The organism is Roseburia sp. CLA-AA-H209, from assembly GCF_020687575.1.
GTDB lineage: Bacteria > Bacillota > Clostridia > Lachnospirales > Lachnospiraceae > Roseburia_C > Roseburia_C amylophila.
Map to the genome: position 1 here is coordinate 89,915 of NZ_JAJEQU010000010.1, position 23,039 is coordinate 112,953.

The 23,039-nt window shown below is 43.7% G+C and carries 18 protein-coding genes; all 18 read right to left on the reverse strand.

What is annotated here, in order from left to right; genetic code table 11:
- Positions 1-2 precede the first annotated feature (2 nt).
- Positions 3-1,106, reverse strand: a complete 1,104-nt coding sequence (locus LKD41_RS10565) for a prepilin-type N-terminal cleavage/methylation domain-containing protein (RefSeq protein ID WP_022244036.1) — start codon at positions 1,104-1,106, stop codon at positions 3-5.
- A gap of 55 nt (positions 1,107-1,161) precedes the next feature.
- Positions 1,162-1,947, reverse strand: a complete 786-nt coding sequence (locus LKD41_RS10570) for a hypothetical protein (protein ID WP_227701148.1) — start codon at positions 1,945-1,947, stop codon at positions 1,162-1,164.
- Positions 1,940-3,643, reverse strand: a complete 1,704-nt coding sequence (locus LKD41_RS10575; protein ID WP_227701149.1) for a hypothetical protein — start codon at positions 3,641-3,643, stop codon at positions 1,940-1,942. Before LKD41_RS10575 ends, LKD41_RS10570 begins: the two co-directional genes overlap by 8 nt.
- Before the next feature lie 77 nt (positions 3,644-3,720).
- Positions 3,721-4,479 (reverse strand): prepilin peptidase, encoded by a 759-nt coding sequence (locus tag LKD41_RS10580; RefSeq protein ID WP_022244033.1) that lies wholly within the window; start codon positions 4,477-4,479, stop codon positions 3,721-3,723.
- Positions 4,480-4,510: 31 nt separating this feature from the next.
- The gene (locus LKD41_RS10585) at positions 4,511-4,975 is read right to left on the reverse strand and encodes a type II secretion system protein (RefSeq protein WP_022244032.1); all 465 of its coding nucleotides are present in this window, start codon (positions 4,973-4,975) and stop codon (positions 4,511-4,513) included.
- 77 nt (positions 4,976-5,052) lie between these two features.
- A complete protein-coding gene (locus LKD41_RS10590) occupies positions 5,053-6,267 on the reverse strand; it encodes a type II secretion system F family protein (protein WP_022244031.1) in 1,215 nt (404 codons plus the stop codon).
- A gap of 118 nt (positions 6,268-6,385) precedes the next feature.
- Complete coding sequence (locus LKD41_RS10595; protein WP_117841989.1) at positions 6,386-7,444, reverse strand: type IV pilus twitching motility protein PilT; 1,059 nt, start codon at positions 7,442-7,444, stop codon at positions 6,386-6,388.
- 20 nt (positions 7,445-7,464) lie between these two features.
- A complete protein-coding gene (locus LKD41_RS10600) occupies positions 7,465-9,159 on the reverse strand; it encodes a GspE/PulE family protein (protein WP_022244029.1) in 1,695 nt (564 codons plus the stop codon).
- A gap of 223 nt (positions 9,160-9,382) precedes the next feature.
- Positions 9,383-11,077, reverse strand: coding sequence for a nucleoside kinase (locus tag LKD41_RS10605; protein ID WP_022244028.1), 1,695 nt, complete (start codon positions 11,075-11,077; stop codon positions 9,383-9,385).
- Positions 11,078-11,105: 28 nt separating this feature from the next.
- Positions 11,106-11,891 (reverse strand): Nif3-like dinuclear metal center hexameric protein, encoded by a 786-nt coding sequence (locus tag LKD41_RS10610; RefSeq protein ID WP_022244027.1) that lies wholly within the window; start codon positions 11,889-11,891, stop codon positions 11,106-11,108.
- Positions 11,888-12,682: a tRNA (adenine(22)-N(1))-methyltransferase gene (locus tag LKD41_RS10615; protein ID WP_227701150.1), complete on the reverse strand. Its 795-nt coding sequence runs from the start codon at positions 12,680-12,682 to the stop codon at positions 11,888-11,890. The genes LKD41_RS10610 and LKD41_RS10615 overlap by 4 nt, the downstream gene beginning before the upstream one ends.
- A gap of 3 nt (positions 12,683-12,685) precedes the next feature.
- Positions 12,686-13,798, reverse strand: coding sequence for an RNA polymerase sigma factor RpoD (rpoD, locus tag LKD41_RS10620; protein WP_117698098.1), 1,113 nt, complete (start codon positions 13,796-13,798; stop codon positions 12,686-12,688).
- Positions 13,799-13,934: 136 nt separating this feature from the next.
- Positions 13,935-15,716 (reverse strand): DNA primase, encoded by a 1,782-nt coding sequence (gene dnaG / locus LKD41_RS10625; protein WP_118057218.1) that lies wholly within the window; start codon positions 15,714-15,716, stop codon positions 13,935-13,937.
- Positions 15,717-15,719: 3 nt separating this feature from the next.
- Positions 15,720-16,727: a deoxyguanosinetriphosphate triphosphohydrolase gene (locus LKD41_RS10630; RefSeq protein WP_022244023.1), complete on the reverse strand. Its 1,008-nt coding sequence runs from the start codon at positions 16,725-16,727 to the stop codon at positions 15,720-15,722.
- A gap of 160 nt (positions 16,728-16,887) precedes the next feature.
- Positions 16,888-18,066 carry an aldo/keto reductase gene (locus tag LKD41_RS10635; RefSeq protein ID WP_227701151.1) on the reverse strand — a complete coding sequence of 393 codons (1,179 nt, stop codon included), beginning with the start codon at positions 18,064-18,066 and terminating at the stop codon, positions 16,888-16,890.
- Between the two features lie 468 nt (positions 18,067-18,534).
- Positions 18,535-20,703, reverse strand: a complete 2,169-nt coding sequence (locus LKD41_RS10640) for a beta-propeller domain-containing protein (protein ID WP_227701152.1) — start codon at positions 20,701-20,703, stop codon at positions 18,535-18,537.
- 65 nt (positions 20,704-20,768) lie between these two features.
- Entirely contained in the window at positions 20,769-21,278 is a 510-nt protein-coding gene (locus LKD41_RS10645; RefSeq protein WP_022244020.1) for an RNA polymerase sigma factor, read from the reverse strand.
- A 107-nt stretch (positions 21,279-21,385) separates the two neighbouring features.
- Positions 21,386-22,981, reverse strand: a complete 1,596-nt coding sequence (locus tag LKD41_RS10650) for a potassium/proton antiporter (RefSeq protein ID WP_022244019.1) — start codon at positions 22,979-22,981, stop codon at positions 21,386-21,388.
- Between the last annotated feature and the right edge of the window lie 58 nt (positions 22,982-23,039).

A 23,039-nucleotide genomic window follows, 5' to 3' on the forward strand; every position in this document is an offset into this window, starting at 1 on the left:
CCTTACTTCATTGCCGTTCCTGTTAAGGTAATTGATTTTTCCGAATCTACCGGTTTAACGGTTACTTTTACTGTATAAAGTCTGGCTGCATCTGCCTTTGCAGCCTCGCCCATCTTCTGAAAACCAAAGGCGCTTTTAGCTGTAGCTGCTGTAATACTGCTTCCATTTCGTTCTATACTGCCGATGTCTGTCTTATCATCTACAGAAAGATTTGTATGAATCTGTGTTGCTGCCACTGTTGATGGAGCACTTTCTATAATACTGACTGCAAGTGGTGTATCCTGCGAGCCCTGACGGATAAGATATACATCAACCGGAATATCCTGTCTGTTTTCGATTACCACCTTCTCCTGCGTTCTGTACATATCACCGGCTGTTCGAAGTGCCGGAATATAGCACACATAAAGACTTCTGAGATCTGCTCCGGTCAGCACCGAATCAAATATGGTCAGGGTCTGGGGTGTTCCGATTGTATTTCCGGAAGCATCACTGTATGTTACCGTCTGGGTAACGGTATATCTGCCGTGATTTTCCTTTACTGCAAAGCGGTATTCCGTTCTGCATGCATTCAGCAGTTCTTCCGCCTTCATGCCCAGCGAATCCGCATTTTCATCTATTATGTCAAATCTTGCATTCTTGTCCTCTACATAAACAGCATCCCGGCTGTCATCCATAACAGAAATCTCCGGGATACCCTGTGCATTATATGCTTTTTCATCCGTACCATCCAGATAGGTCTCCTGCGATGGTGTCATCACTGCCTTAACATCATATACTCTGCCATCAAAGCTGTAATTGCTATACTCAGCCTCATAAACAGGAAGATCCACACCATCTATCGTAACCGTGTCTCCCGATTTCACACCATAGCCTTCAACACCTGCTGCTTTTATTTCTTCCATAATATTTTCAGCCAGCGTAGTCGCATTTAAATTCTGTCTTGCCCTGGCATTGGTCTGGGCAGATGTTACAAATGCTTTCAGCAAAGGAACTGCACACAGTACGAGAATCGCTACTGCAATCAGAATTTCCACTAATGAAAATCCCCGGTTATTTAAATTACGATTTAATTTATGTTTTAACTTTCTGCTATTATAACCGCTCATACTGTCTCTGCTCCTTTCTGCTTTTCACATATTCTTCTATACTGTCCGGCTTTTCTTACCGCCCGGTATCTGTTCCTGTGGTACCTGCTGTTCCTGTAGTACCTGCTGTTCCTGTAGTACCTGTTGTTCCTGTGGTATCTTCCGTACCTGCGGCATCCGATGGAGCTGACGGAGTAATCGTTCCCGTTCCAAAAATATCATCTGTTCCTAAGGATACCCCATCAATAGTTAACGGTTCATATGGTTTCTCACTTCCGTAAAGATAATACATATTTACCGTCATGTTTCCTTTCAGTTTCCCGGTCTCTTCATCCGGACCGAAGCTTGCTGTATCCACAGACATCTTGAAATTATTCTTCTTTAATCCACGCAGGCAGTTCTTAAGCTGTGTATAATCACAGTCACAGTCAAGATTTACCACGGTACGATATAACAATTTACCATCATCTGCCGGATTGCTTCCATCTTCATTCATTTCATAAACCATTTCGTCCGTCTGAAGACCTACGCCGGTAACATGAAAGCCATACTCTTTTTCAAGGCTTCTGGCAAACATAATCTTATCCTCCGAACGGATCTCTGATGGAATTGCATCCATTACCTCCTGCATTTCCTGTGTCATGGAATCTGTATATGCCTTATAAGTCTCTTCGTTCTGCTTCATGGTCTGCATAACCTTTACTTCTCCACGCACCTCATCTACCTGGCTCTTTAAATTTTCATTTGCCTTCTGGACATTCAGATATCCAAACTGGTAGATTAAGAAAAATAATACTATGCCGCCTAATACAAATATCAGTTTTAATTCCCTGTCGTTTACTTTCTTATTTTCCTTATTCATTGTCTGCCTCCCCACTTTCGGTACTGCCTTCCATATCCGGATAAATATACTGGTCACCATTCATATAGGTCTCGACATCTTCTTCCGGTGTGGTCTCGGTATCAATGGAATCATCTGCTGTACCATTTACATAGGTACACATCACTGAAAATGTTACCGTAATTTTACCGTTCTCATCTGTGGATTCTGTAATTCCGTTGGTCGTTACACTGCGGAAAGCATCGAAGGTTGCAAGATTCTGCAAAATCTTTGCTGCTTCTTCCTTTGTAGATACTTCAATGTCCATGGAAATTCCCTCTCCATTACTGGTAAGGCTTGTTACCTTTACACCGGATGGGAATTTTTCTTCCATTTCTTCAATGGCATCTGCCAGTGCATCACTGACTGTCTCTGTCTTGCCATTCATTTTTGTCACATCATCATACTGGCTCTTGGTATCCACATATGCATTATAAATATCCTGTATATATTCCAGTTCATCCTTCTGCTTATTCAGGTTATTCAGTTCATGGGATAATGCAATTCTCTGCACTCCGGATAATGCCAGCAATATCACAGCACATGCCACACAAAGCAGACCAATCAGCTTTGCTGCAAACAATTCGCGTTTTTTCTTCTCCTCTATAATCTTTGCAGTCTGTGCCGAACCAAACACGAAGTCTAATGGCTGTATTGCTGCTCCATAGCAGGCTTCATACATAGCATCCAATCTGCCTCCGGATGTACGGAAACCGTTTAAAACATCTTTTTCCTGCAAATGTACCGGAAGATTCAATTCCAGGGACATCAGTCTGTCCAGTCCCTTGATATAAGCTCCGTTACCAATCAGGAAACACTCTTTTACTTCTGCCCCATTATTTCTGGACTGATAATAATCTAATACCCTCCGGATATTGCCAATCATCGGACGCAGTGCTTCTACCGCTTCTGCCCGCATGGCATTCATGGCATCTTCCGGTGCCGCCTGGTTTGCATCCAGACAGTCTGTCTGCTGTAATATATCCATTGCTGCCGGATACTGTTCCTTCGGGAAAAGACCGGAATCCACTACAACCTTCTCTACTTCTTCAAAGCCATAAAATACTGTTCTTTGTAATACAACCATTCCCTGATTGATAATCGTAATCATGGTTGCATTATTGTCTAATTTTACAGAACAGCAGATATTATTTCCTACCGCTTTATGCATCATCTGGAAAATACTGTTTCCCACATAGTCAAGTGCGGTAAGTTCCAGGGAGCAGAAATCTGCCAGTTCTTCATAAGACTGCACCAGATCTCCCGGCACAGCAAATACATATAATTTTCTCTTCTTTACCTTGTCCTGCTGTACCACACCTTCATTCCGGTATACCAGCTGGTACCGGGATAAATCTACCGGGAAGAAATCTGCCGAATTTGTATTCAAGAAATCCTTGATACGGTTTTCTTTTATCATCGGAATCAGCACTTCACGGCTTGCTATCTTACCGGAATTAACTACGAATAAAGTTTTCCGTGTCTTAATCTTATTTGCATCCAGAAGCTTATGTAAGGCTGTGCGGAATTCCTCACTCTTACGCACACCAGCTTCTCCAATTACACCTACCGGAGTCTGAAAGCTAAAGCTTCGATATACTTTCGGATTCTTCACCCGGCAATCCATCTCCAATACATGGGTTACATCAACACCTATTTCTATACTTAATATCTTCATCCTTCACTCACCTTTCGTGATTATAACTGGAAAGCATACCTATGCTTCATACACTTTCCACTTATAATCACTCTTTTCTACATAAAAAGTCCCAGATACCAGTCTATCATCCCATTCCCCCACAGGGCGGCAATAAATATCCCGACCGATAAATATGGACCCAGCGCCAGCATTCTGCCGGCACCACAGACCTTCATCCGGAACAGATGCACCACAGAGCCCGCAATACATCCCATCACAAATGCAAGAATAATCAACTTCCATCCGAGAAGCAGCCCGGCAGCCGCCATCAGCTTGATGTCTCCACCACCGATCGCTGCTCCTCTGGTAAGAAGTGATAATAACAGCAAGAACAAGCTTACTGCAAAGAAACCAATCATCAAGGTTCCTCTGTCCCCTTTTCCAAATACGCACCGGATAACCCCCAGTACAAACAGGAACACATTGATTCCAAAAGGAATCTCATAGGTGCGGTAATCTATCACACTAAGTACGATTAACGCAGAAGTCATAAGGCAGTATAAAATACTGTCCCAGCTAAAATCTGTTGCATAAAATACAACTACATAAAGGATTCCATTGAGTGCTTCGACGATAGGGTACTGCTTTGACAGCTTCGAACCACAGTAACGGCATTTTCCCTTTAAAAAAAGATAACTGAACAGTGGCACTAAATCATACCATTTCAACCGGTGCCCGCAGCTCATACAGTGGGAACTCTCCCGGACGATATCTTCTTTCTGCGGTATCCGGTAGATACAGACATTTAAGAAGCTTCCGATGACAATTCCATATATGAAAATAAATACTGTGATGAGTGCAAGCATTGGTGTCATGGTATGTAGTGTCCTTTCTTAACTCAGTGGATTATTTTTTCCACTTATCTGCATCTTTACCTTCGATGGATGGAGATATCTTGGTATCGGTAGTAGCACTATATGCTGAACCATCCGAGCTTTCTGGTGCAAGATATACAGCAACCGTACCCTTGTCATCACAGCTATACATAAATTTATAGGTGGAATCTACTTTACATGTAGGTGCTGCTTTTCCCATATCTAATGCCTCTGCAACATCTTTGTCTACTATATGCTTGTTTCCATCATAAGTCATACCTGTTGGTGCATTTCCCTGAGAATCTGCGTACTGAGCTGCTACTGCATTGTAGATGTTCTCTGCCTGCTGGATATCTCCGGATACTTTGGAGCTGCTGATGTACTTAACAAACTGAGGAATTAAGATTCCTGCTAAGATTGCCATGATGGCAATAACGATGATTAACTCAACTAATGAAAAGCCTTTGTTGTTCTTTCTGTTTCTAATCTTGTTCATAATGCTATTCTCCTTCTTGTATAAATATAAATATTTTATCTTAAAATTCCGCCCCTATTACGGAATCTTAATTCGTTTTACATGTTGCCGAGCTGGTTGTACATAGAAAGCATCGGCGCATATATTGCTGCAATCAGAATGACTACGATAATTGCCATTACTACGATAATCATTGGTTCCATTGCCGCCATAACCGTCTGGGTAGTCATCTCAACCTCTTCATCATAATAATCGGCCAGCTTGTCTAACATGCCCTCAATATCACCGGTTTCCTCGCCGATAGAAAGCATGTGGATTACCATAGGCGGAAACAGTCCGCCCTTCCGCAGCGGTTCTGATAACGGAACGCCCTTTGCCACTTCCTCTCTTGCTGACTGCAATTGCAGCTGGAAATGGCGGTTCTTCATCAGCTTGGTGACTGCATCAATTCCATGAATCAATGGAATTCCTGCATACATTAAAGTACTTAATGTACGGGCAAATTGTGAAGAATATGTCTTTATGTTTAACTTGCCAAACAATGGAAGCTTCATGGCTATTTTACCAAAGAACAGCTTTCCGCTCTCTGTCTTGCGCCATTCCCGGATACCAAGTACAATCAGCAGGATTCCTCCCACGAAAAGATACCAGAATTTTGTAATCACATGGCTCATGCTCATCATTGCCCGGGTGATGCCCGGCAGCTGCATACCTGCCTGTTCAAAGGTTGCTGCATATCCCGGTATTACCTTTACTACCATCAGAATGACGATTAATACTGCCACAATCAGCAGTACCACCGGATAAGCCAGTGATTTTTTCATTAAGCCGGACAGTTTTGCCGTCTTATCAAACTGCACTGCCATACGGCTGAAGGAAAGCTCGATATTACCGGAGGTCTCTCCTGCCGCCACCATATTCACTAGCATTTCCGGGAAAATCTCTCCCTGATGTCCCATGGCTTCGGATAGTGTCTGTCCTTTCTCCACTTCGGTACGCACTTCATGAAGTGCAGCGGAAAGCCTCTTATTTTCCGTCTGTTCCTCTAACATTCCAAGGGCATCAATTACCGTAACCCCGGCTTCTATCATACTGACAAACTGCCGGCAGAACACGCTTAAATCCCTTGGTTTTACTTTCCGCCCAAAGCTTAATTTAACGTCCTTTTCTAACAATCCGACTTCCTTTATGGATATTAAAGTAAGTCCGTTTTTCTTAAGCCGGGCTGCTGCCTTGTCCTGATTTTCTGCATCAATGGTTGCCTTCTTCTCTTTTCCCATGGCATCCACTGCTATATATGAATAACTGGGCACCTTCTCATCCCCCTTACAGTATATTTATCGGTTAAATTTCAAATTTGTTAACCATTTTTCTCATTCTACGGTATCCACGGAAGCTGCTGTTAACAGTTCCCTGCAGATGCTCCGCAGTTTAGAATAGCGTTACCTTCTGCTGCATAACTGCCGGCTCCTGTGCAAAACTTACGGCATCTTCTGCTGATATCTTATTCTGCATATAAAGGTCATAAATGGCATCATCCATTGCCTGCATGCCAAGCTTCTTGCTGGTCTGTATCATAGACTGTATCTGGAAGCTCTTTCCTTCACGTATCAGGTTACGGATTGCCGGAGTGGCAAGCATGACCTCGTAAGCCGCCACACGTCCACCGCCTTCCTTTGGAAGAAGCTGCTGAGCGATAATTCCTTCAATAACACCTGACAGCTGTATCCTGGTCTGCTGCTGCTGATGCGGTGGAAACACGTCAATGACACGGTCAATGGTTGCTGCTGCACTGTTGGTATGCAGGGTTGAAAATACCAGATGTCCGGTCTCTGCCGCCGTAATCGCAATACTGATTGTTTCTAGGTCACGCATCTCCCCCACCAGAATTACATCCGGGTCTTCACGCAATGCGGCGCGAAGTGCTGACGCATAACTCTTACTGTCGTAACCGATTTCCCTCTGCAATACAATTGACTTGCTGTGAGGATGCAAATACTCAATCGGGTCTTCCAGTGTAATAATTGTCTTAGCATATGTTTCGGAAATAATATGTATCAAAGACGCCAGTGTGGTAGATTTACCACTTCCGGTCGGTCCTGTTACCAATACCAGTCCACGCTTGCGGTTGGTCAGGTCAACCACAGATGGTGGAATACCCAGCCGCTTTGCTTCCGGTATCTCAAACGAGAGTATACGGAGTGCTACCGCGTAAGTACCTCTCTGACGGAACACATTAAAACGCACCCTGTGAAAGCCTGCGATAGAATACGCAAAATCCAGTTCTCCATTTTCCTTCAGCTCTGCCTTCTGCTCTTCCGTCAACAGCGGTTCTATCATTTCTTCTATTTCAAATGGTTTTATCTTCTCATCTGATGCAGGAACCAGTTCTCCATCAATCCGGAACATCACCGGGCTTCCCGGTGCAAGATGGATATCGGATGCTCCTTTTTCATTTCCTTCCCGCAAAAACATTTCTATTCTGTTCATTGTAAAATCCCCAGTTCTCCTTAATCCTCAGCAGATACTCCCACCAGCTCTGACACAGAAGTAATTCCTTCTAAAACTTTACGTCTGGCTCCCGCTGCAAGAGTTTCCATTCCATTTTCTACTGCCAGATGTTTGATTTCGGCAGTGGAAGCATCTTTTGCTATGGCATTTTTCATTTCTGTGTTGATTTCCATCATCTCATAGACACCGATTCTGCCCTTATATCCTGTATTGGCACACATCGGGCAGCCCTTTGCTTCAAAAATCATCGTCTCATCCAAATCATCCAGATTCAGAAGCTTGCGCTCATATTCAGTCGGCTTATGCGGCTGTTTACAGTTCGGACAAAGTCTCCGCACCAGACGCTGGGCAATCACTCCGATTACGGAATCTGCAAGAAGATATCCCTCTACGCCCATATTTAACATTCGGGTAATGGTTCCTGCTGCACTGTTGGTATGCAGGGTACTTACTACCAGATGTCCGGTAATAGAAGCCTGTACCGCAATCTCTGCAGTTTCTTCGTCTCGGATTTCTCCAATCATGATAATATCCGGATCCTGTCGCAGGATTGAACGCAGTGCAGATGCAAAGGTCATATCCGCTTTGGCATTTACCTGTACCTGATTGACGCCGTCCAGATTCGCCTCTACCGGGTCTTCTACTGTGATAATATTAATATCCTCTGTATTCAGTTCAGAAAGTGCTGTGTAAAGCGTCGTTGATTTACCACTTCCGGTTGGTCCTGTTACCAAAAGGATTCCATTCGGATGCTTTAACATACGGTCAAAGCTTTCCAGCTCCCCCGGGGTAAATCCAAGTTCCCTCTTATCCTTGGTCAGTGCTTTCTTCTGTGCAAGACGAAGTACACACTTTTCTCCATAAACCGTTGGCAGGATTGATACACGGATATCGTATTCCACACGGTCTACCACAAGGGTAATTCGTCCATCCTGTGGTTTTCTTTTTTCTGATATATCCATGCCGCCAATAATCTTGATACGTGCTGTAATTGCATTCAGAAGCCGGATGTCGTAGCTCGCCTTCTCATATAACACACCATCAATCCTGTAGCGGATTCTTACACGGCTTTCCAATGCTTCTATATGTATATCACTGGCACGCTGTCTTGCTGCCTGCTCAATCATGGCATTTACCAGAAGAACAATCGGGGAATTTGCAATATCTTCATCATTCTCCTTCTCCTGTTCCCTCTGCTCTTCCTGCCGGCGCTCCAGTGCATATGCCTCAGCCACCTTCCTTGCTTCACTGCTTCCATAGAAACGGTCAAGGGTAAGCATAATATCATGGGTTGTGGCAATTACCGGTGCGACCTGCAGATTAGTAATAATAGAAAAATCATCAATTCCACGCATATCCATCGGGTCGGCCATTGCCACACGGACTTCATTCATATTATTCGGTGAAAAGCCAATTGGTACCATGACATATTTTCTCAGAACTGCCACGTCTACCAGCTTTAGCACATTTTCTTCTATCTGTATTCCACTAAGCGAGACTATTTCCAGTCCAAGCTGGCTTGACAGTGCCTTGGCAATATCCGTCTCACTGGTATAACCCAGCTCTACCAGAACCTCACCCAGCCGCTTTGTAGTTCCCTTTTTCTTCTCTAATGCATCTGAGAGCTGCTCATCTGTAATAATCTGTTCCTCAATCAGCATATCCCCCAGACGTTTCTTCTGTCTGCTTTCCATTCTCTGCCACTCTCCAAATCATTCTTCACATAGCATGATGTGACAAAAATCATCATTATTTTATTATAGCCATTCTTTACATGCTTTTCAACAAAATTTCTCTTTTTATTCGTTTTTTTTCGTTATTTTTTATCTATTTTTTGTGTTTTTAAGTAAAATTCAGGGATAGACAAATGTCTCTTTTGCACAAGAAACACGGTCTATCCCTCATATTGTTTCTATATCAGACATTAAAACAGCTTCCACCAATAAACTCACGGATAATCGAATTATTATTGATATTATCCGCCGGTACCGGAAGGAAATAATCTAAGAACTTCAGCAGCCGCTTCGCTTCAAGATACTCCGGGCAGTCCCGTTCAATTGCAAACAGCAATGGCTCTGCATACTGTTTCAGCACAGCAAGCTCATAAATTAAAGCTGAATTAAACATTACATCTGCACCTTCCTGAAATGGGAAGATATTTTTTTCTTCTCCCCGCCTTACCGAATCCCACATGGCAATGGTCTCCCTCGCTGATGTAGCCCTGGTTCTTGCATCCCTTACAATTCTCCGGATCAGTCTGCCATCTGTCGTCGGCAGGCAGTTATGTTCATCAATATCCAGCTGGGTCAGCGCACTGATATAAATACGGAATTTGCTTTCCTGCGGCAGAGAGTAGGAAAGCCTGTCATTCAGTCCATGGATGCCTTCAATAACAAGTACATCTTCCTCTCCAAGCTGCATCATTCTGCCTTTTTCTTCCCGCTTTCCGGTTTTAAAATTAAATACCGGCAGTTCCGTTGCATCTCCGTTTAAAAGACTTGTCATATCATTGTTAAAACGGTCAATATCCAATGCCTCCAGGCATTCGAAATCCAGTTTTCCATCTGCATCTTTCGGTGTCTTATCCCGGTCTACATAAAAATCATCCAGCGGAACCGGATGCGGTTTCATGCCATGGGCGGCAAGCTGTATGGACAGCCTGTGGGAAAACGTTGTCTTCCCGGAAGAGGACGGACCTGCTATCATAATGAATTTCTTATGATGTCCCTCTTTAATCTGCTCTGCCAGCTGTCCTATTTTCTGTTCCATCAGGGCTTCCTGTATCAGAATAATTTCCTGTATTCTTCCTGCAGAAACTGCATCATTCAAAGCTCCTATGGTTCCTACTCCCATGGTATGTCCCCACTCTGACGCTTCTTCCAGTGTCAGGTACAGTTTATCCGATGGAACAAAAATATCCACCTTCCTGGTATCTTTTCCCGGAAAGAGCAGCATAAAACCTTCTTTATATAATGTCAGGTCAAAATATTTCAGATAACCGGTAGACGGCACCATGTATCCATAGAAATAATCTTTGTAATGATCCAGCTCATAGATATTGACCCTTGAGCTTCTCCGGTAGCGGAACAGTCTTTCTTTATCGGTCATTCCCAGTCTCCGGAAGAGTTCTACTGCATCTGCCGTCGGCAGACTGTGCTTTTCAATCGGAAAATCGGCTTCTACCAGACGCTGCATCTCCTGCTTTAAATCCCTTAACATCTGTTCATCGACAGCTACCCATTCTGCCTGCTCTGATGCTCCGTTCTTTTCCTCATTCCGCTTCAGTTCGCAATAATATCCCTGGGCAATGGAATGCATGATGCGGACCGTAATCTTTTCTTCCCCATAAAGATTATGCACTGCCTTCTGCATCAGCAGCGCCGTACTTCTCCGGTATGCTTTCCTGCCATCCTTGTCTGCCGTTGTAATAAAGGTAAGATTTCCTGATTCTGCCTTTTCACGCAGCTCCCGCAGGCGGTTGTTCACCAGCACCAGGACAATATCATCCGGAAACTGTTTCTGATATTCCTTGGCAAGCTGCTTGTATGTGGTTTCCGGCACATACTCCCTTACGTTTCCATGAATATTAATTCTACATTTAACTTCTCCCATAGTAGTCCCCCATTTCTTTGATTACTATTTATACAATATAGGAAAACGGAGATTGTAACTTCTGGCTGTATATGTTCAGTTCCGGTAATCTCTCCTTGAAATATTCTGCCATATAGGTTACAAAAATATGCTCCAATCCATAATGTCCTGCATCTAAGATACTTAAGCCTCTGGCTGCTGCGTCGATTCCCGTATGGTGGTCAATATCTCCTGTTATCAACACCTGGGCACCCTTTGCAATCGCTTCATCCACTTCACTCTTTCCGGAGCCAGGACAAATTGCTGCACGCTGTACCATGCGGCTGGTATCACCAAATACTTTTACCGCTTCTGTCTGAAACCGGCTTTTTACAATCCTGCCGCAATCCCCTAGGCTTATCTCCTCTGGCAGCATTCCCACTTTGCCGATACCACAGGATTTTCCCTGCCACTCCCCGGTTACTTCCAATGGTTCTGTCTCCATTAGTTCCAGGTAATCTGCTGCAAGGTCCGCCATGACGCAGATATCAAAATTCGTATGCATCGCACAGTAAACCATATCCTGCTGTGCCAGTCCGTAAATTCTTCTGCCGATAAAATCACTGGTAAGAACATTTTTGATTCCACCAAAGATTAACGGATGATGCGTCAGTATCATATCAGCCTTAAGTTCTTTTGCTTCCGCAATTACTTCATCGGTTGCATCCACCGCCAGATAGATACTGTTTATCTCTTTCTCCCATCTGCAGACCTGAAATCCCGGATTATCCCATTCACAGGCCATTGCTACAGGAGCAAGTGTCTCTAATATTTCCCGTATCTGTTCACACTTCATATATTTTCTCCCATGATACGCTCTGCTTCTTCTATCATTGCAAGTTTCTCTTCCAGTTCTTTCTGCCGTTCAAAGCGTCTTGTACTGCCATCTTCTTTCTGCTGCAATTCATCCTGTTGCGTTGCAGATTGTTGCAGCAATTCTGGTTTCTGCAATACAGTTTGCTCCGGCATAAGCTTCTGGATTTCAAGTTTCTTTAAGATTTCCGAGAACTGCTGTCTCTGTTTTATTAAATATTGTTTTAATATTTCATTTTTTGTCTGTAATAAATATCCACCATAACGAAAAGCAACATCCGTCAACGGTGCTGCTTTTCCCGGTACACATCTTAACATCACGTAATATTTGCCTTCTTCTTCCACCATATCTTCTTCTTCAATGTGAAAGCCTTCCGCATAAATATAACGGCGTACCTCTTCTATTTCAGACTGTGGCTGTAACACAAGATTATTCATCTTCTTCCAGACTTCCGGATGCTCTGCAAGAATCCGTTTCGTCAACGCTCCACCCATTCCGGCGATTACCACGCCATCGGCTTCAGATGGAGCCAGTGCCGTAAGTCCATCGGACAATCTGGTTTCTATGTAATCTTCTAAATGAACTTCCCGGATATGCTCCTCTGCCCGAAGAAGCGGCCCCCGGTTCACATCCATTGCAATGGCATGCCCAATACATTCTGACTGAATCAGATAAATCGGAACATAACCGTGGTCACATCCTACATCTGCAAGGCAGGTGGTATTCCGAACCAATGCTGCAACTGCCTGCATTCTTTTTGAAAGTTTATTCATATATTACTCCAGATAGTCCTTTAATTTGCGGCTTCTGCTTGGATGACGCAGTTTACGGAGTGCCTTTGCTTCAATCTGACGGATACGCTCCCTGGTTACATTGAATTCTTTTCCAACTTCTTCCAGTGTACGGGCACGTCCATCTTCCAGACCAAAACGAAGGGTTAATACCTTCTGCTCCCGCTCGGTCAGTGTTCCAAGCACTTCCTCTAACTGCTCTTTTAACAGGGTAAATGCTGCTGCATCAGCAGGTACCGGTACATTATCATCCTGAATGAAGTCTCCCAAATGGGAATCTTCCTCTTCACCGATTGGAGTCTCTAAAGAAACCGGCTCCTGGGAAATCTTCAAGATTTCACGTACACGGTCTACCGGCATATTCATTTCTGCTGCAATCTCTTCCGGGGTCGGTTCACGTCCCAACTCCTGCAGTAACTGTCTGGAAACGCGGATCAGTTTGTTGATTGTCTCAACCATATGAACCGGGATACGGATGGTTCTTGCCTGGTCTGCAATGGCTCTTGTGATTGCCTGACGAATCCACCATGTTGCATAGGTAGAGAACTTATAGCCTTTCCGGTAATCGAATTTCTCAACGGCTTTAATCAGACCTAAGTTACCTTCCTGAATCAGGTCTAAGAATAACATACCACGTCCTACATAACGTTTTGCAATACTTACCACCAGACGAAGGTTTGCTTCTGCCAGACGTTTCTTTGCTTCCTGGTCTCCTAATTCCATTCTCTTTGCCAGCTCGATTTCTTCTTCTGCACTTAAAAGAGGTACTTTACCGATTTCCTTTAAATACATACGGACCGGATCCTCAATGGATACGCCGTCCGGTACCGATAAATCAATCTTTTCTACCTCTACCTCGTCTTCGTCATCTAAGATGATATCGTCATCGATATCGTCATCATCCATGATTCGAAGCACATCAATGTTATTGGTCTCAAGGAAGTCTAAGATTTTCTCAAACTCATCTGCATCCAGTTCCATGTCCTTGAAGAACTCGCTGATTTCCTGATACTCAAGGCTGTTCTTTTTCTTCTTTGCCAGCGCAAGGAGTTCCTGGAGTTTTTCCTGCAATTTTGCTTTTTTCTCCTCAATGCTCATCTTTTCGTCTTTTGCTGCCGGAGCACTTTTTGCAGCTTTTGTTGTCTTTTTCGTAGTCTTTTCCATCTTTTCATCCATTTTCTTGTTCATCCTCTCATGATTCGTCATATAAACGGGACTAAATAGTATTTTGTCCTCAATCTATAGAAATATGCATTTTCTCCATATTCTGCAAGGTTCTCTTATCTGCCACAAGCTGTTGCAAGCCCTGCATATCCGTAGGTTCTAAGTGCGCCGAACGATAGGAGATGCTGTTATCCTTCACCCGCAGAATCGTCTCTTTTAACGCCTTATCCCGCTCTGCAGCAGAATCCACTTCATGGATTCTCGCATGGAAGAGCTCTGCAACTTCCCGCTGTTCCTCTTCTTCTGCAAATAAACTGATAATCTGTGCCGGATTGACAGTACCCGACTTCTTCTGCTCGTAGAGAAGCTCTGCCACCTTACGGAAAATGTCTTCCGTAAAATCTTCCGGTGTAATGATATCTTTGATTTTATCGTACAGATTATCATATTCTATGAGCCAGGTCAAAAGCAATTTCTGGGACTGCTTCATGCCGTCCTCTTTCTTATGCTTCTTCTCATTCAGCCCACTCTTAAGCGGTGTCCGCTCTTTTACAAGTCCTCCCTGGGTGCCCAGCTGGTTTACCAGATTCCGGAGTGCTTCAAAGCTCATATGATATTTATCCGCCACGGCTTCCATATAATTGTTCCGCTCCAGTTCCGTGGTAAAATCAAGCAGTTTCTTTGCCACTTCTGTCTGGAATGCGGTCTTTCCTTCCGGGTCCTTCATATCATATTTCTGCTCTAAAATCCTGATTTCAAACATAAAGCTGTTTTCTGCCGCATCAATCCGCTTCTGATATTCTTCCGCTCCAAGTGCCTTGATGAATTCATCCGGGTCTTTATACGGCTTCATGTTGATGACTTTGGCTGTCAGCCCTACTTCTTTTAAAATCGGGATTGCACGAAGTGCCGCCTTAATTCCGGCACCGTCGCTGTCAAAGGTAAGATAAACCTCCTTCGTATATCGTTTCAGCAGACTGGCATGTCCACTGGTAAACGCGGTTCCTAAGGATGCCACTGCATTGTCAAAGCCTGCCTGATGCAGCGCAATTACATCCATATAGCCTTCACATAAGAGCATCTGCGGTTTCTTGGTCTGTCTTGCAAAGTTCAATGCATACAGATTCCGGCTCTTATCAAAGATTTTGGTCTCCGGCGAATTCAGATACTTCGGTTCGCCATCCCCCATGACTCGTCCACCAAATCCGATTACTTTATTATGCACATCCATAATCGGAAACATGGCACGATTCCAGAATTTATCATGTCCGCCCCGGACTTCGTCAATGGACACAAGACCGGATTCCTTTAAGATTGCATCATCATATCCAAGCTTTCTTAAATAGCGGTACAAATCATCACTGTATTTATCCGAATAGCCAAGCCCAAACTTCTGCATGGTGGCATCCGATAATTCTCTCTTTTTAAAATATTCATACGCCTGTTTTCCGTGTTCACTCCGCAGCAGCATATAATAATATTTGCCGGCTGCCTTGTTAATCTCTAACAGAATCTGGCGTTTGTCTGCTTCTTTCTTTGCCTGGGCACTCATTTCCTGCTTCGGCAGTTCGATTCCGGCACGCTCTGCCAATGCCTCCATCGCTTCCGGGAATGAAAAGTTCTCATACTGCATCAGAAAGGTAAATACATTTCCGCCTGCTCCGCATCCAAAGCAGTAATACATCTGCTTATTCGGTGATACGGAAAAAGAACCGGTCTTTTCATTATGGAAGGGGCACAGTCCAAAATACGTGCTGCCTTTTTTTGTCAACCGTACATATCCGGAAATCACATCTACAATATCATTTCTGGAACGTACTTCCTCTATTAATTCATCTGAATAATATGCCATTCCTTAATTCACCTGCCAAGCCTTCGGTACAAAATATTCTGAGAATTTGGCAATTGCATACTGGTCGGTCATTCCTGCGATATAATCACATACTACCCTTTCTTCCTCTTCGCCTTCCGCAATCATATCGGTATACTGTGCCGGCATCGTCATCGGATGTTCCATATAATATGTAAACAGTTTGCTGAGTAATCCTTCTGCCTTTGTCTCTTCTCCTTTGGCAATGGAATTGGTATATACGCTTACAAACATGAACTTCCGTAAATCCTGCATTGCCTGGAAAATTTCATCGGACATAATGATATCCGGCTTATCCATGCTGTTGGTTATAATATCATGAATCAGTGTATCCAGCCGGTCTGCCGAATTCTTTCCCAATACCTTCCGTATCTCGATTGGAATATCTTCTTCCACCATTATCTTTCCACGCACCGCATCATCGATATCATGATGAATATAGGCGATTTTATCGGAGAAACGGACGATTTTGCCTTCCAGTGTATGCGGCATCGTACTGGTCTGATGATTTAAAATGCCATCCCGCACTTCCCAGGTCAGGTTCAGTCCCTGTCCGCCTTTTTCCAATTTCTCTACGATACGTACGCTCTGTTTATTATGTTTAAAACCACCGGAGCAAAGTTCATTTAACACCCGCTCTCCGGCATGACCAAATGGCGTATGTCCCAAATCATGCCCTAATGCAATGGCTTCCACCAGATCTTCATTCAGCCGCAGTGCCTTTGCAATGGTTCTGGCATTCTGTGATACCTCTAAGGTATGCGACATACGGGTACGATAATGGTCACCCTTCGGTGTTAAGAACACCTGCGTCTTATTCTTCAGACGGCGGAATGCCTTACAGTGGAGAATACGGTCTCTGTCTCTCTGGTATACGGGACGTATATCACAAGGTGCCTCCGGATAATCCCGTCCTTTGGAATTCTCGCTTAATGCTGCATAAGGGCTTAACATCTCATGCTCCATGCGCTCCATCCGTTCCCGAATTGTCATATCCTTATCTTCTCCCTTCCTGTCACATCACCATTTCATGATGTAAATGCACTGCCATCATCTTTACCATTATGAGGACGTCATTCGACCTCTGCTATTATAATTCTGTGTCCACCTTCAAATTTCCTTTATTTTTTACAAAATTTCATAATATTTTTTTCTAATACTTTCCAATGCGCTTCGAAATCGCCCTTGCTACCTTATAAACCGGATTCTCCATCTTCTTTGCCACCTGTTTTAATTCCTGCCGGATGGCAATGGACTGCGGGCAGTGTTTCTCACATTTTCCGCACTGACGGCATTTTGAAGCGTTGGTGGGATTTGTCTTTAAAGTGGTACACATAATATATGCCTTCATACCAGAATAAAAGCTGTCGGTATAGCGTGTATTATATGCTGCAAAACAGGTCGGAATATCTACTCCATGCGGGCATGGCATACAGTAGCCGCAGCCGGTACAAGGTACCTTCATATGCTGGTTAATGGATTTCTTTACCTTTTCAAAGATTTCCAAGTCTTTCTCTGTCAATGCATCAGCTGTGGCATCCGATGCAATCCTTACATTTTCCTCTACCTGTGCAATATCATTCATTCCGGAAAGCACTACTGTCACCTCCGGATGGTTCCATATCCAGCGGAGTCCCCATTCTGCCGGGGAACGATGTGGTTCTGCAGATGCAAATATGGCTTTGGCAGCCTTTGGCAGTGCATTCACCAGCCTGCCGCCCCGCAGCGGCTCCATGATAATCACCGGAAGTCCCTTCGCTGCAGCATATTTTAAGCCTTCAGTTCCCGCCTGGGTATGTTCATCCATATAATTATACTGTATCTGGCAGAAATCCCAGTCGTAAGAATCTATGATTTTCTTAAACTGGGTGGCTCCGCCATGGAAAGAAAATCCGATATTTCCAATCTGACCGCTTTTCTTTTTCTCTGCAATCCAGTCCTGTATTCCAAGTGCGGTCAGCCGCTCCCATGCTGCAATATCATTCAGCATATGCATCAGATAATATTCCACATGGTCTGTCTGAAGGCGTTCTAACTGTTCCTTAAAATACCGCTCCATATCACCTTCTGCCTTAATATAATAATGTGGCAGCTTGGTGGCAATTTTTACCTTATCACGATAGCCTTTTGCCAGGAACTTTCCCAGGCATGCTTCACTTCCACCGTAAGTATATGCGGTATCAAAATAATTGACCCCGGCTTCCACTGCCGCTGCCATCTCCCGCTCTGCCTTTTCCTGGTCGATTGCGGTTCCTTTCTTAGAATAACGCAGGCAGCCATAGCCTAAGATGGACAGCTGGTCTTTGTTTCCCGGATTTTCTCTATATTGCATGCTTATTCTCCCTTGCACTTGTTGTTATGGTGACTGCGAAATGGAAAATGATAATGAAGATGTCTTACCGCTGCTTTGACTGGATGCGCCTTTTGTTCACCCATAGCGAATACCACTCCGGCTGCAAGGGGCTCTAAGAATTTTGAAATAATTCTTTTATATATGGCAAACGGTGCAAAGTCACATCCATGTTCCTCTGCACCTCGCTGGTACGTCCCTGTACCAGCGTTGCCAGATATTATTAAAATTCTAAGAGCCCCTAACAGCCTGCGTAAATGTATTCGCCCATAGGTGAACAGAAGGCGGCATCTTGTCAAACATTGGGCAGACAGACATTTCGTTTTTCGTTTATCCTTTTTCCATTTCGCAGTCACCGATTCTGCATAAGTTGCCGGGTGATGATATTTTCATACCACCACCCGGCACATATACTGTCATTATAAAGCTATCGGGAAAGTTTTGCAAGAATCACTCCCGCTCCTTTAACATTTTAAATCCATCGGTCATGTCATAGGATGTAATGTTATCATTAATCCAGAGGTAAAATACATTGCCACTATACATTCCACGGACATTTTCGTAATTAACTCCGTTAATGCCCGGAATTTCTGCCTGTTTCTTAAAGATTCCATTTTCATAGGAATATATCTGGTAGGTCTGCTTGGTTCTGCTGCCGCTATAATCCTCACAAACCAGACCGATTAAATTCTTATCTTTTGAAATGATGACACTCTTATAATCATATAATGCTTCGCTATAATCTACATCCTTTAATACCAGCTTTGCTTCTTCGGTTACTTCTCCCGGATTTTCTATATTAAACATGGAAAGCTTAATGTTTTCTATATTTCCGGTATTCTCATCTGATTCATAACCGATGCCCAGTAAATGTGTATCATCCCAGAAATGCAGATATTCGGAGAAGCCGGTCACCTTGAGTTCGCCGATAATTTCCGGTTTTGCCGGATCTGATAAATCCACGGTAAACAGTGGGTCGGTATTCCGGTAGGTTACAAAGTAACCAGTGTTTCCCATAAAGCGGGCGGCATAGATTTCTTCTCCCGGTGCAATGCCCGTCAACTGTCCGGTTAATTTCATGTTCTCATCCAGAATATAAAGTGCATTCACCTCATCCTCTGTGCTATAATCGGTGGTCAATACCCGAAGATATCCATCACTGGCATTGATTGCAAAGGTATCTCTGACATAACCACTTACTGCCGCTGCCGCCACGCCACTGATTCTGCCCTCATCCAGTGCAAATTTCGCAATATTGGTAATCATTGCTCCATCGTAATCTTCCTCATATAAATACAGGGCATCTTTGCTGATATAAGTCTGGGCATATCCGGAGATTACAAGCTTACTGTCCAGCACTTTATCCGGCTTATTTACATCCAGTGAAGAAACCAGTATACCACTTTCTCCTGATGACTCCGGCAGATAAATTTCACTGGCGGCAACCTTTTCTCCATTTACCTTTGGAATCACAGCTTCCGCCAGACTGCTGACACCATTTCCTTCCTTCAAGTCTTCTACACCATGCTTCTTTTCCACATAACTCGTCACATCAGATGTCATATTATACTGCGTAAAAAGATAGACTACATCTCCGATTTTCCTGGAAGTATTATAATAACCATCCTGAATTAATCTTCCTTCAAATTCCGGATTCTTACGGTCTACGATACTGTATACCTGAATCTGTGTGGTGCTTTTTCCATTCATTTTATAGCAGAATGCACTGTCTTCAGAAGCATCTGATACAGCAATTTCTTCATCTGAGCTTTCTTTATCTGAGTTTTCCTTATCAGAGCCAGCTTTGCTGCTTTCGCCCAAGGATGTCTCATAGCCCTGCACAACTAGAATCAGTTGGTCTCCATCCACATAAATTTCCATCACCCGGTCTGCCGCACCACAATCTTTTGGTAAAAATCGTGTTACTTCTTCTAATTTTCCATCCCGGATATCTGTTATAACAATATATTTATCCTCTACAGTGTAAATGTAACTGCCATCAATTTTGGCAATATCACTCTCGTCTACGCCTTCCATCTGAAGATTTGTCGTAGAATAATCTTTTCTGCCTTCCTTGCTGCCCTCCGATAAATCCATATCGGCACTCTCATCCTTTGCTGCATTGCCGGAAGCCTTATCTTCCGATGTCGCAGTGCTCGTCTCTGCGCTCATTTCCCCTTCTATCCAGTTCTGCTGATACCCCTTAAGAAGAGTCTGATATACCTCCTTATAATCCGATGCACGATGATACATTGTTCCAAGAGAAGCCACATCCACATGCTCCGCTTCCTCTGTTTCACCAGCTTCTCCCACAGTCTGCTGCGTATCCGTCATTGCTATGGAATCCGTCTGCCCTGTACCGGAATTCTTATCAACACGGGTCACTGTTATATAAATTCCGCTGCATACTACCAGTGCCAGCACTGCCACCATACTTCCAAGTCTGCGCCATGGAATTATTTTCTTCGATTTTTTCGGTTTCAAGTGCTGATTTTCCTGCTGCTGTTTTGCTTTCTGTTCCTGTAATTGTTTTTCTATCTGTTCCGGCTTCAGAGCCTCTGGTATCTCTATCTCTTCCGCCGCTTTTCTTAACTGGGTTAAAATCTCCTGTTCATTCATACCGGCACCTCCATCTCATCTGAATTTCCTGTTGTTTTCCAGACTTTTTGCATATCTTCCGTTTCTCACTTCCAATATTTCTCCACCATTTTCTTTATTCCCCGGCTCTCTTTTGAGCGGACGGTATTTTCGTTAAGGTCTAACAGTTTTCCGATTTCCTTACTGCTATACCCACAGAATAAATGCATGGCGATAATCATTCGTTCCTCGGAAGGCAGCTCAAAGAACAGGCTCCGGACTGCTGCATGCTCATCCATTCCGGATTTTCCCAGATGCTCTAAAAGCTCCGGTGTCAGCTCTTCCGGCCGGGTCGCATACTCTTTTAATTTCCGTTTGCACTTATTACTTAAAATACGGAATATCCACGCCCGGAACGCTTCTGATTTCCGAAGCTCCCCGATTTGTGCAAATGCATCCATCACGGTATCACTGACCACATCCTGTGCATCCTGCGGATGCTTCAGCACATATAACGCAAAGCGATACAAGTCCTGATAAACGCCTTCATATAATTGTGCAAATGCACCGGTATCCCCACTTTGTGCCCTGCACACCAGCTGCAGTTCCTGTTCCATATGCTCACCCTATACCTTCCTAAGTCCTTTCCTTTGACCGGTCTCATATATATAGTGTCGCTGAATTTCATTCTGTTGCATATATTTTTAAATTTTTAAAAATATATCTATAACTGGCTGATTACCAGCACATCATTTTCACGAATCACAGTATTTCCGTTCGGTATCACAACTTTCTCATTCCGCTTTAGAACGAGAACCAGCTTCTCTTCTCCCAGTTTTATTCTGGATAATGGTTTTCCAATCCACTTGCTGTCTTTTTCGATTGGGATTTCTGTCAGACAGATGCCAAGATTTTCTTCCGGAGATAAGGCACTTAAGACAATCTTGTCTCCGGCAAGCACTACCGTGTTGCCATTTGGAATGATACGCTCCTCGCCTCTTAGAATCAGCACCAGTAATAAATCCGGCAGGGAAGTAAGGTCTTTTATCCTGCGGTTCTCCCATGGATGTCCCGCCTTGATGCTGATTTTAACAAACTCCACCGGCATTTCATCGGAATAGTCACTGAAGGTCTTCATGACGTTGCCATTTTCGTCTATCATGTCAAGCTTCTTTGCCACCAGTCCAAGCAGTGTACCCTGAATACTGATAGAGAACAGGACAATGAAAATAACTATGTGGAACAAATCATTCTTCGTATATGCCGGGCTTACTGTTGCCATAATTGCAAATACTATGGATGCCGCTCCACGAAGCCCCGCCCAGGACACCAGAAGCTGCTGCTTTACCGGGCAGCGGAATGGCATCAGGATAGCAAATACAGAAACCGGTCTTGCCACAAATGTTAAAAATACCGCAATTGCCAGTGCAATCGGCAGTATCTTTGGCAGCTGGGATGGATATGCCAGCAGACCAAGCAGGAAGAAAATCAGCATCTGCATCAATCCGGTGATTCCATCAAAGAAATGCACCAGTGATTTTTTGTGATGAAGAGGAGTGTTACCAAGGATAATTCCGGCAATGTATGCTGCCAGATAACCATTTCCATTTATCATGGATGCTCCGGCGTAGGATACCAGTGCCATACTGAATACAAATATCGTATCAAATCCATCTGTTGCAAAATTCACTTTTTTCAAAATGAATGCTGCTGCCAGTGCCACAACTACCCCCACTAATATGCCAAAAATAATCTGTGAGAATATCATGACAACCAGTGAAGAACCACTTAATTCTCCGCTCATTATTGTTAATATAATTACGGTCAGCATATAAGAACATGGGTCATTACTACCGCTTTCCACCTCCAACATGGATGCAGTATTGTTCTTAAGATTCAGCCGCTTGGAACGAAGGATTGAAAAGACCGATGCCGCATCCGTAGAACTGATTACAGAGCCAATCAGCATACTTTCCCAGAAATCCATTTTCAATATAAAATGACAGAATGCTCCGGTTGTTACTGCGGTCAGTATCACACCCACTGTTGATAATAATACTGCTTTACCAGCCACCGGCTTTGCCTGTTTCCAGTTGGTTCCAAATCCACCGTAAAACATGATAAAGATTAAGGACACCGTACAAATCTGTTCGGCAATCGTAAAATTATCAAAAGGAATCTTTAAAATTCCATCTGTTCCAAACATCATGCCAAGAAGAATATATGCCAACAGCATTGGAATTCCCAGTTTGTTGGACATTTTATTCAATGACAGGCACAATAAAATCACTGCTGCTACCAGTAAAATATAACTTGTCATAAATACCTCTCTTTCCTGTTTTTATTTACCTGTTGCTCTTACGTCTTCTTCTATCCCC

Bases quoted from the DNA above. Each gene is read 5' to 3' on its own strand.
- LKD41_RS10635 (WP_227701151.1), bottom strand. From the start codon at position 18,066: ATGCAATATAGAGAAAATCCGGGAAACAAAGACCAGCTGTCCATCTTA.
- LKD41_RS10650 (WP_022244019.1), bottom strand. From the start codon at position 22,981: ATGACAAGTTATATTTTACTGGTAGCAGCAGTGATTTTATTGTGCCTG.
- LKD41_RS10565 (WP_022244036.1), bottom strand. From the start codon at position 1,106: ATGAGCGGTTATAATAGCAGAAAGTTAAAACATAAATTAAATCGTAAT.
- rpoD (WP_117698098.1), bottom strand. From the start codon at position 13,798: ATGAGCATTGAGGAGAAAAAAGCAAAATTGCAGGAAAAACTCCAGGAA.
- LKD41_RS10585 (WP_022244032.1), bottom strand. From the start codon at position 4,975: ATGAACAAGATTAGAAACAGAAAGAACAACAAAGGCTTTTCATTAGTT.
- LKD41_RS10630 (WP_022244023.1), bottom strand. From the start codon at position 16,727: ATGACAATTCGGGAACGGATGGAGCGCATGGAGCATGAGATGTTAAGC.
- LKD41_RS10600 (WP_022244029.1), bottom strand. From the start codon at position 9,159: ATGGAAAGCAGACAGAAGAAACGTCTGGGGGATATGCTGATTGAGGAA.
- LKD41_RS10580 (WP_022244033.1), bottom strand. From the start codon at position 4,479: ATGACACCAATGCTTGCACTCATCACAGTATTTATTTTCATATATGGA.
- LKD41_RS10570 (WP_227701148.1), bottom strand. From the start codon at position 1,947: ATGAATAAGGAAAATAAGAAAGTAAACGACAGGGAATTAAAACTGATA.
- dnaG (WP_118057218.1), bottom strand. From the start codon at position 15,716: ATGGCATATTATTCAGATGAATTAATAGAGGAAGTACGTTCCAGAAAT.
- LKD41_RS10645 (WP_022244020.1), bottom strand. From the start codon at position 21,278: ATGGAACAGGAACTGCAGCTGGTGTGCAGGGCACAAAGTGGGGATACC.
- LKD41_RS10615 (WP_227701150.1), bottom strand. From the start codon at position 12,682: ATGAATAAACTTTCAAAAAGAATGCAGGCAGTTGCAGCATTGGTTCGG.
- LKD41_RS10575 (WP_227701149.1), bottom strand. From the start codon at position 3,643: ATGAAGATATTAAGTATAGAAATAGGTGTTGATGTAACCCATGTATTG.
- LKD41_RS10605 (WP_022244028.1), bottom strand. From the start codon at position 11,077: ATGGGAGAAGTTAAATGTAGAATTAATATTCATGGAAACGTAAGGGAG.
- LKD41_RS10595 (WP_117841989.1), bottom strand. From the start codon at position 7,444: ATGAACAGAATAGAAATGTTTTTGCGGGAAGGAAATGAAAAAGGAGCA.
- LKD41_RS10640 (WP_227701152.1), bottom strand. From the start codon at position 20,703: ATGAATGAACAGGAGATTTTAACCCAGTTAAGAAAAGCGGCGGAAGAG.
- LKD41_RS10610 (WP_022244027.1), bottom strand. From the start codon at position 11,891: ATGAAGTGTGAACAGATACGGGAAATATTAGAGACACTTGCTCCTGTA.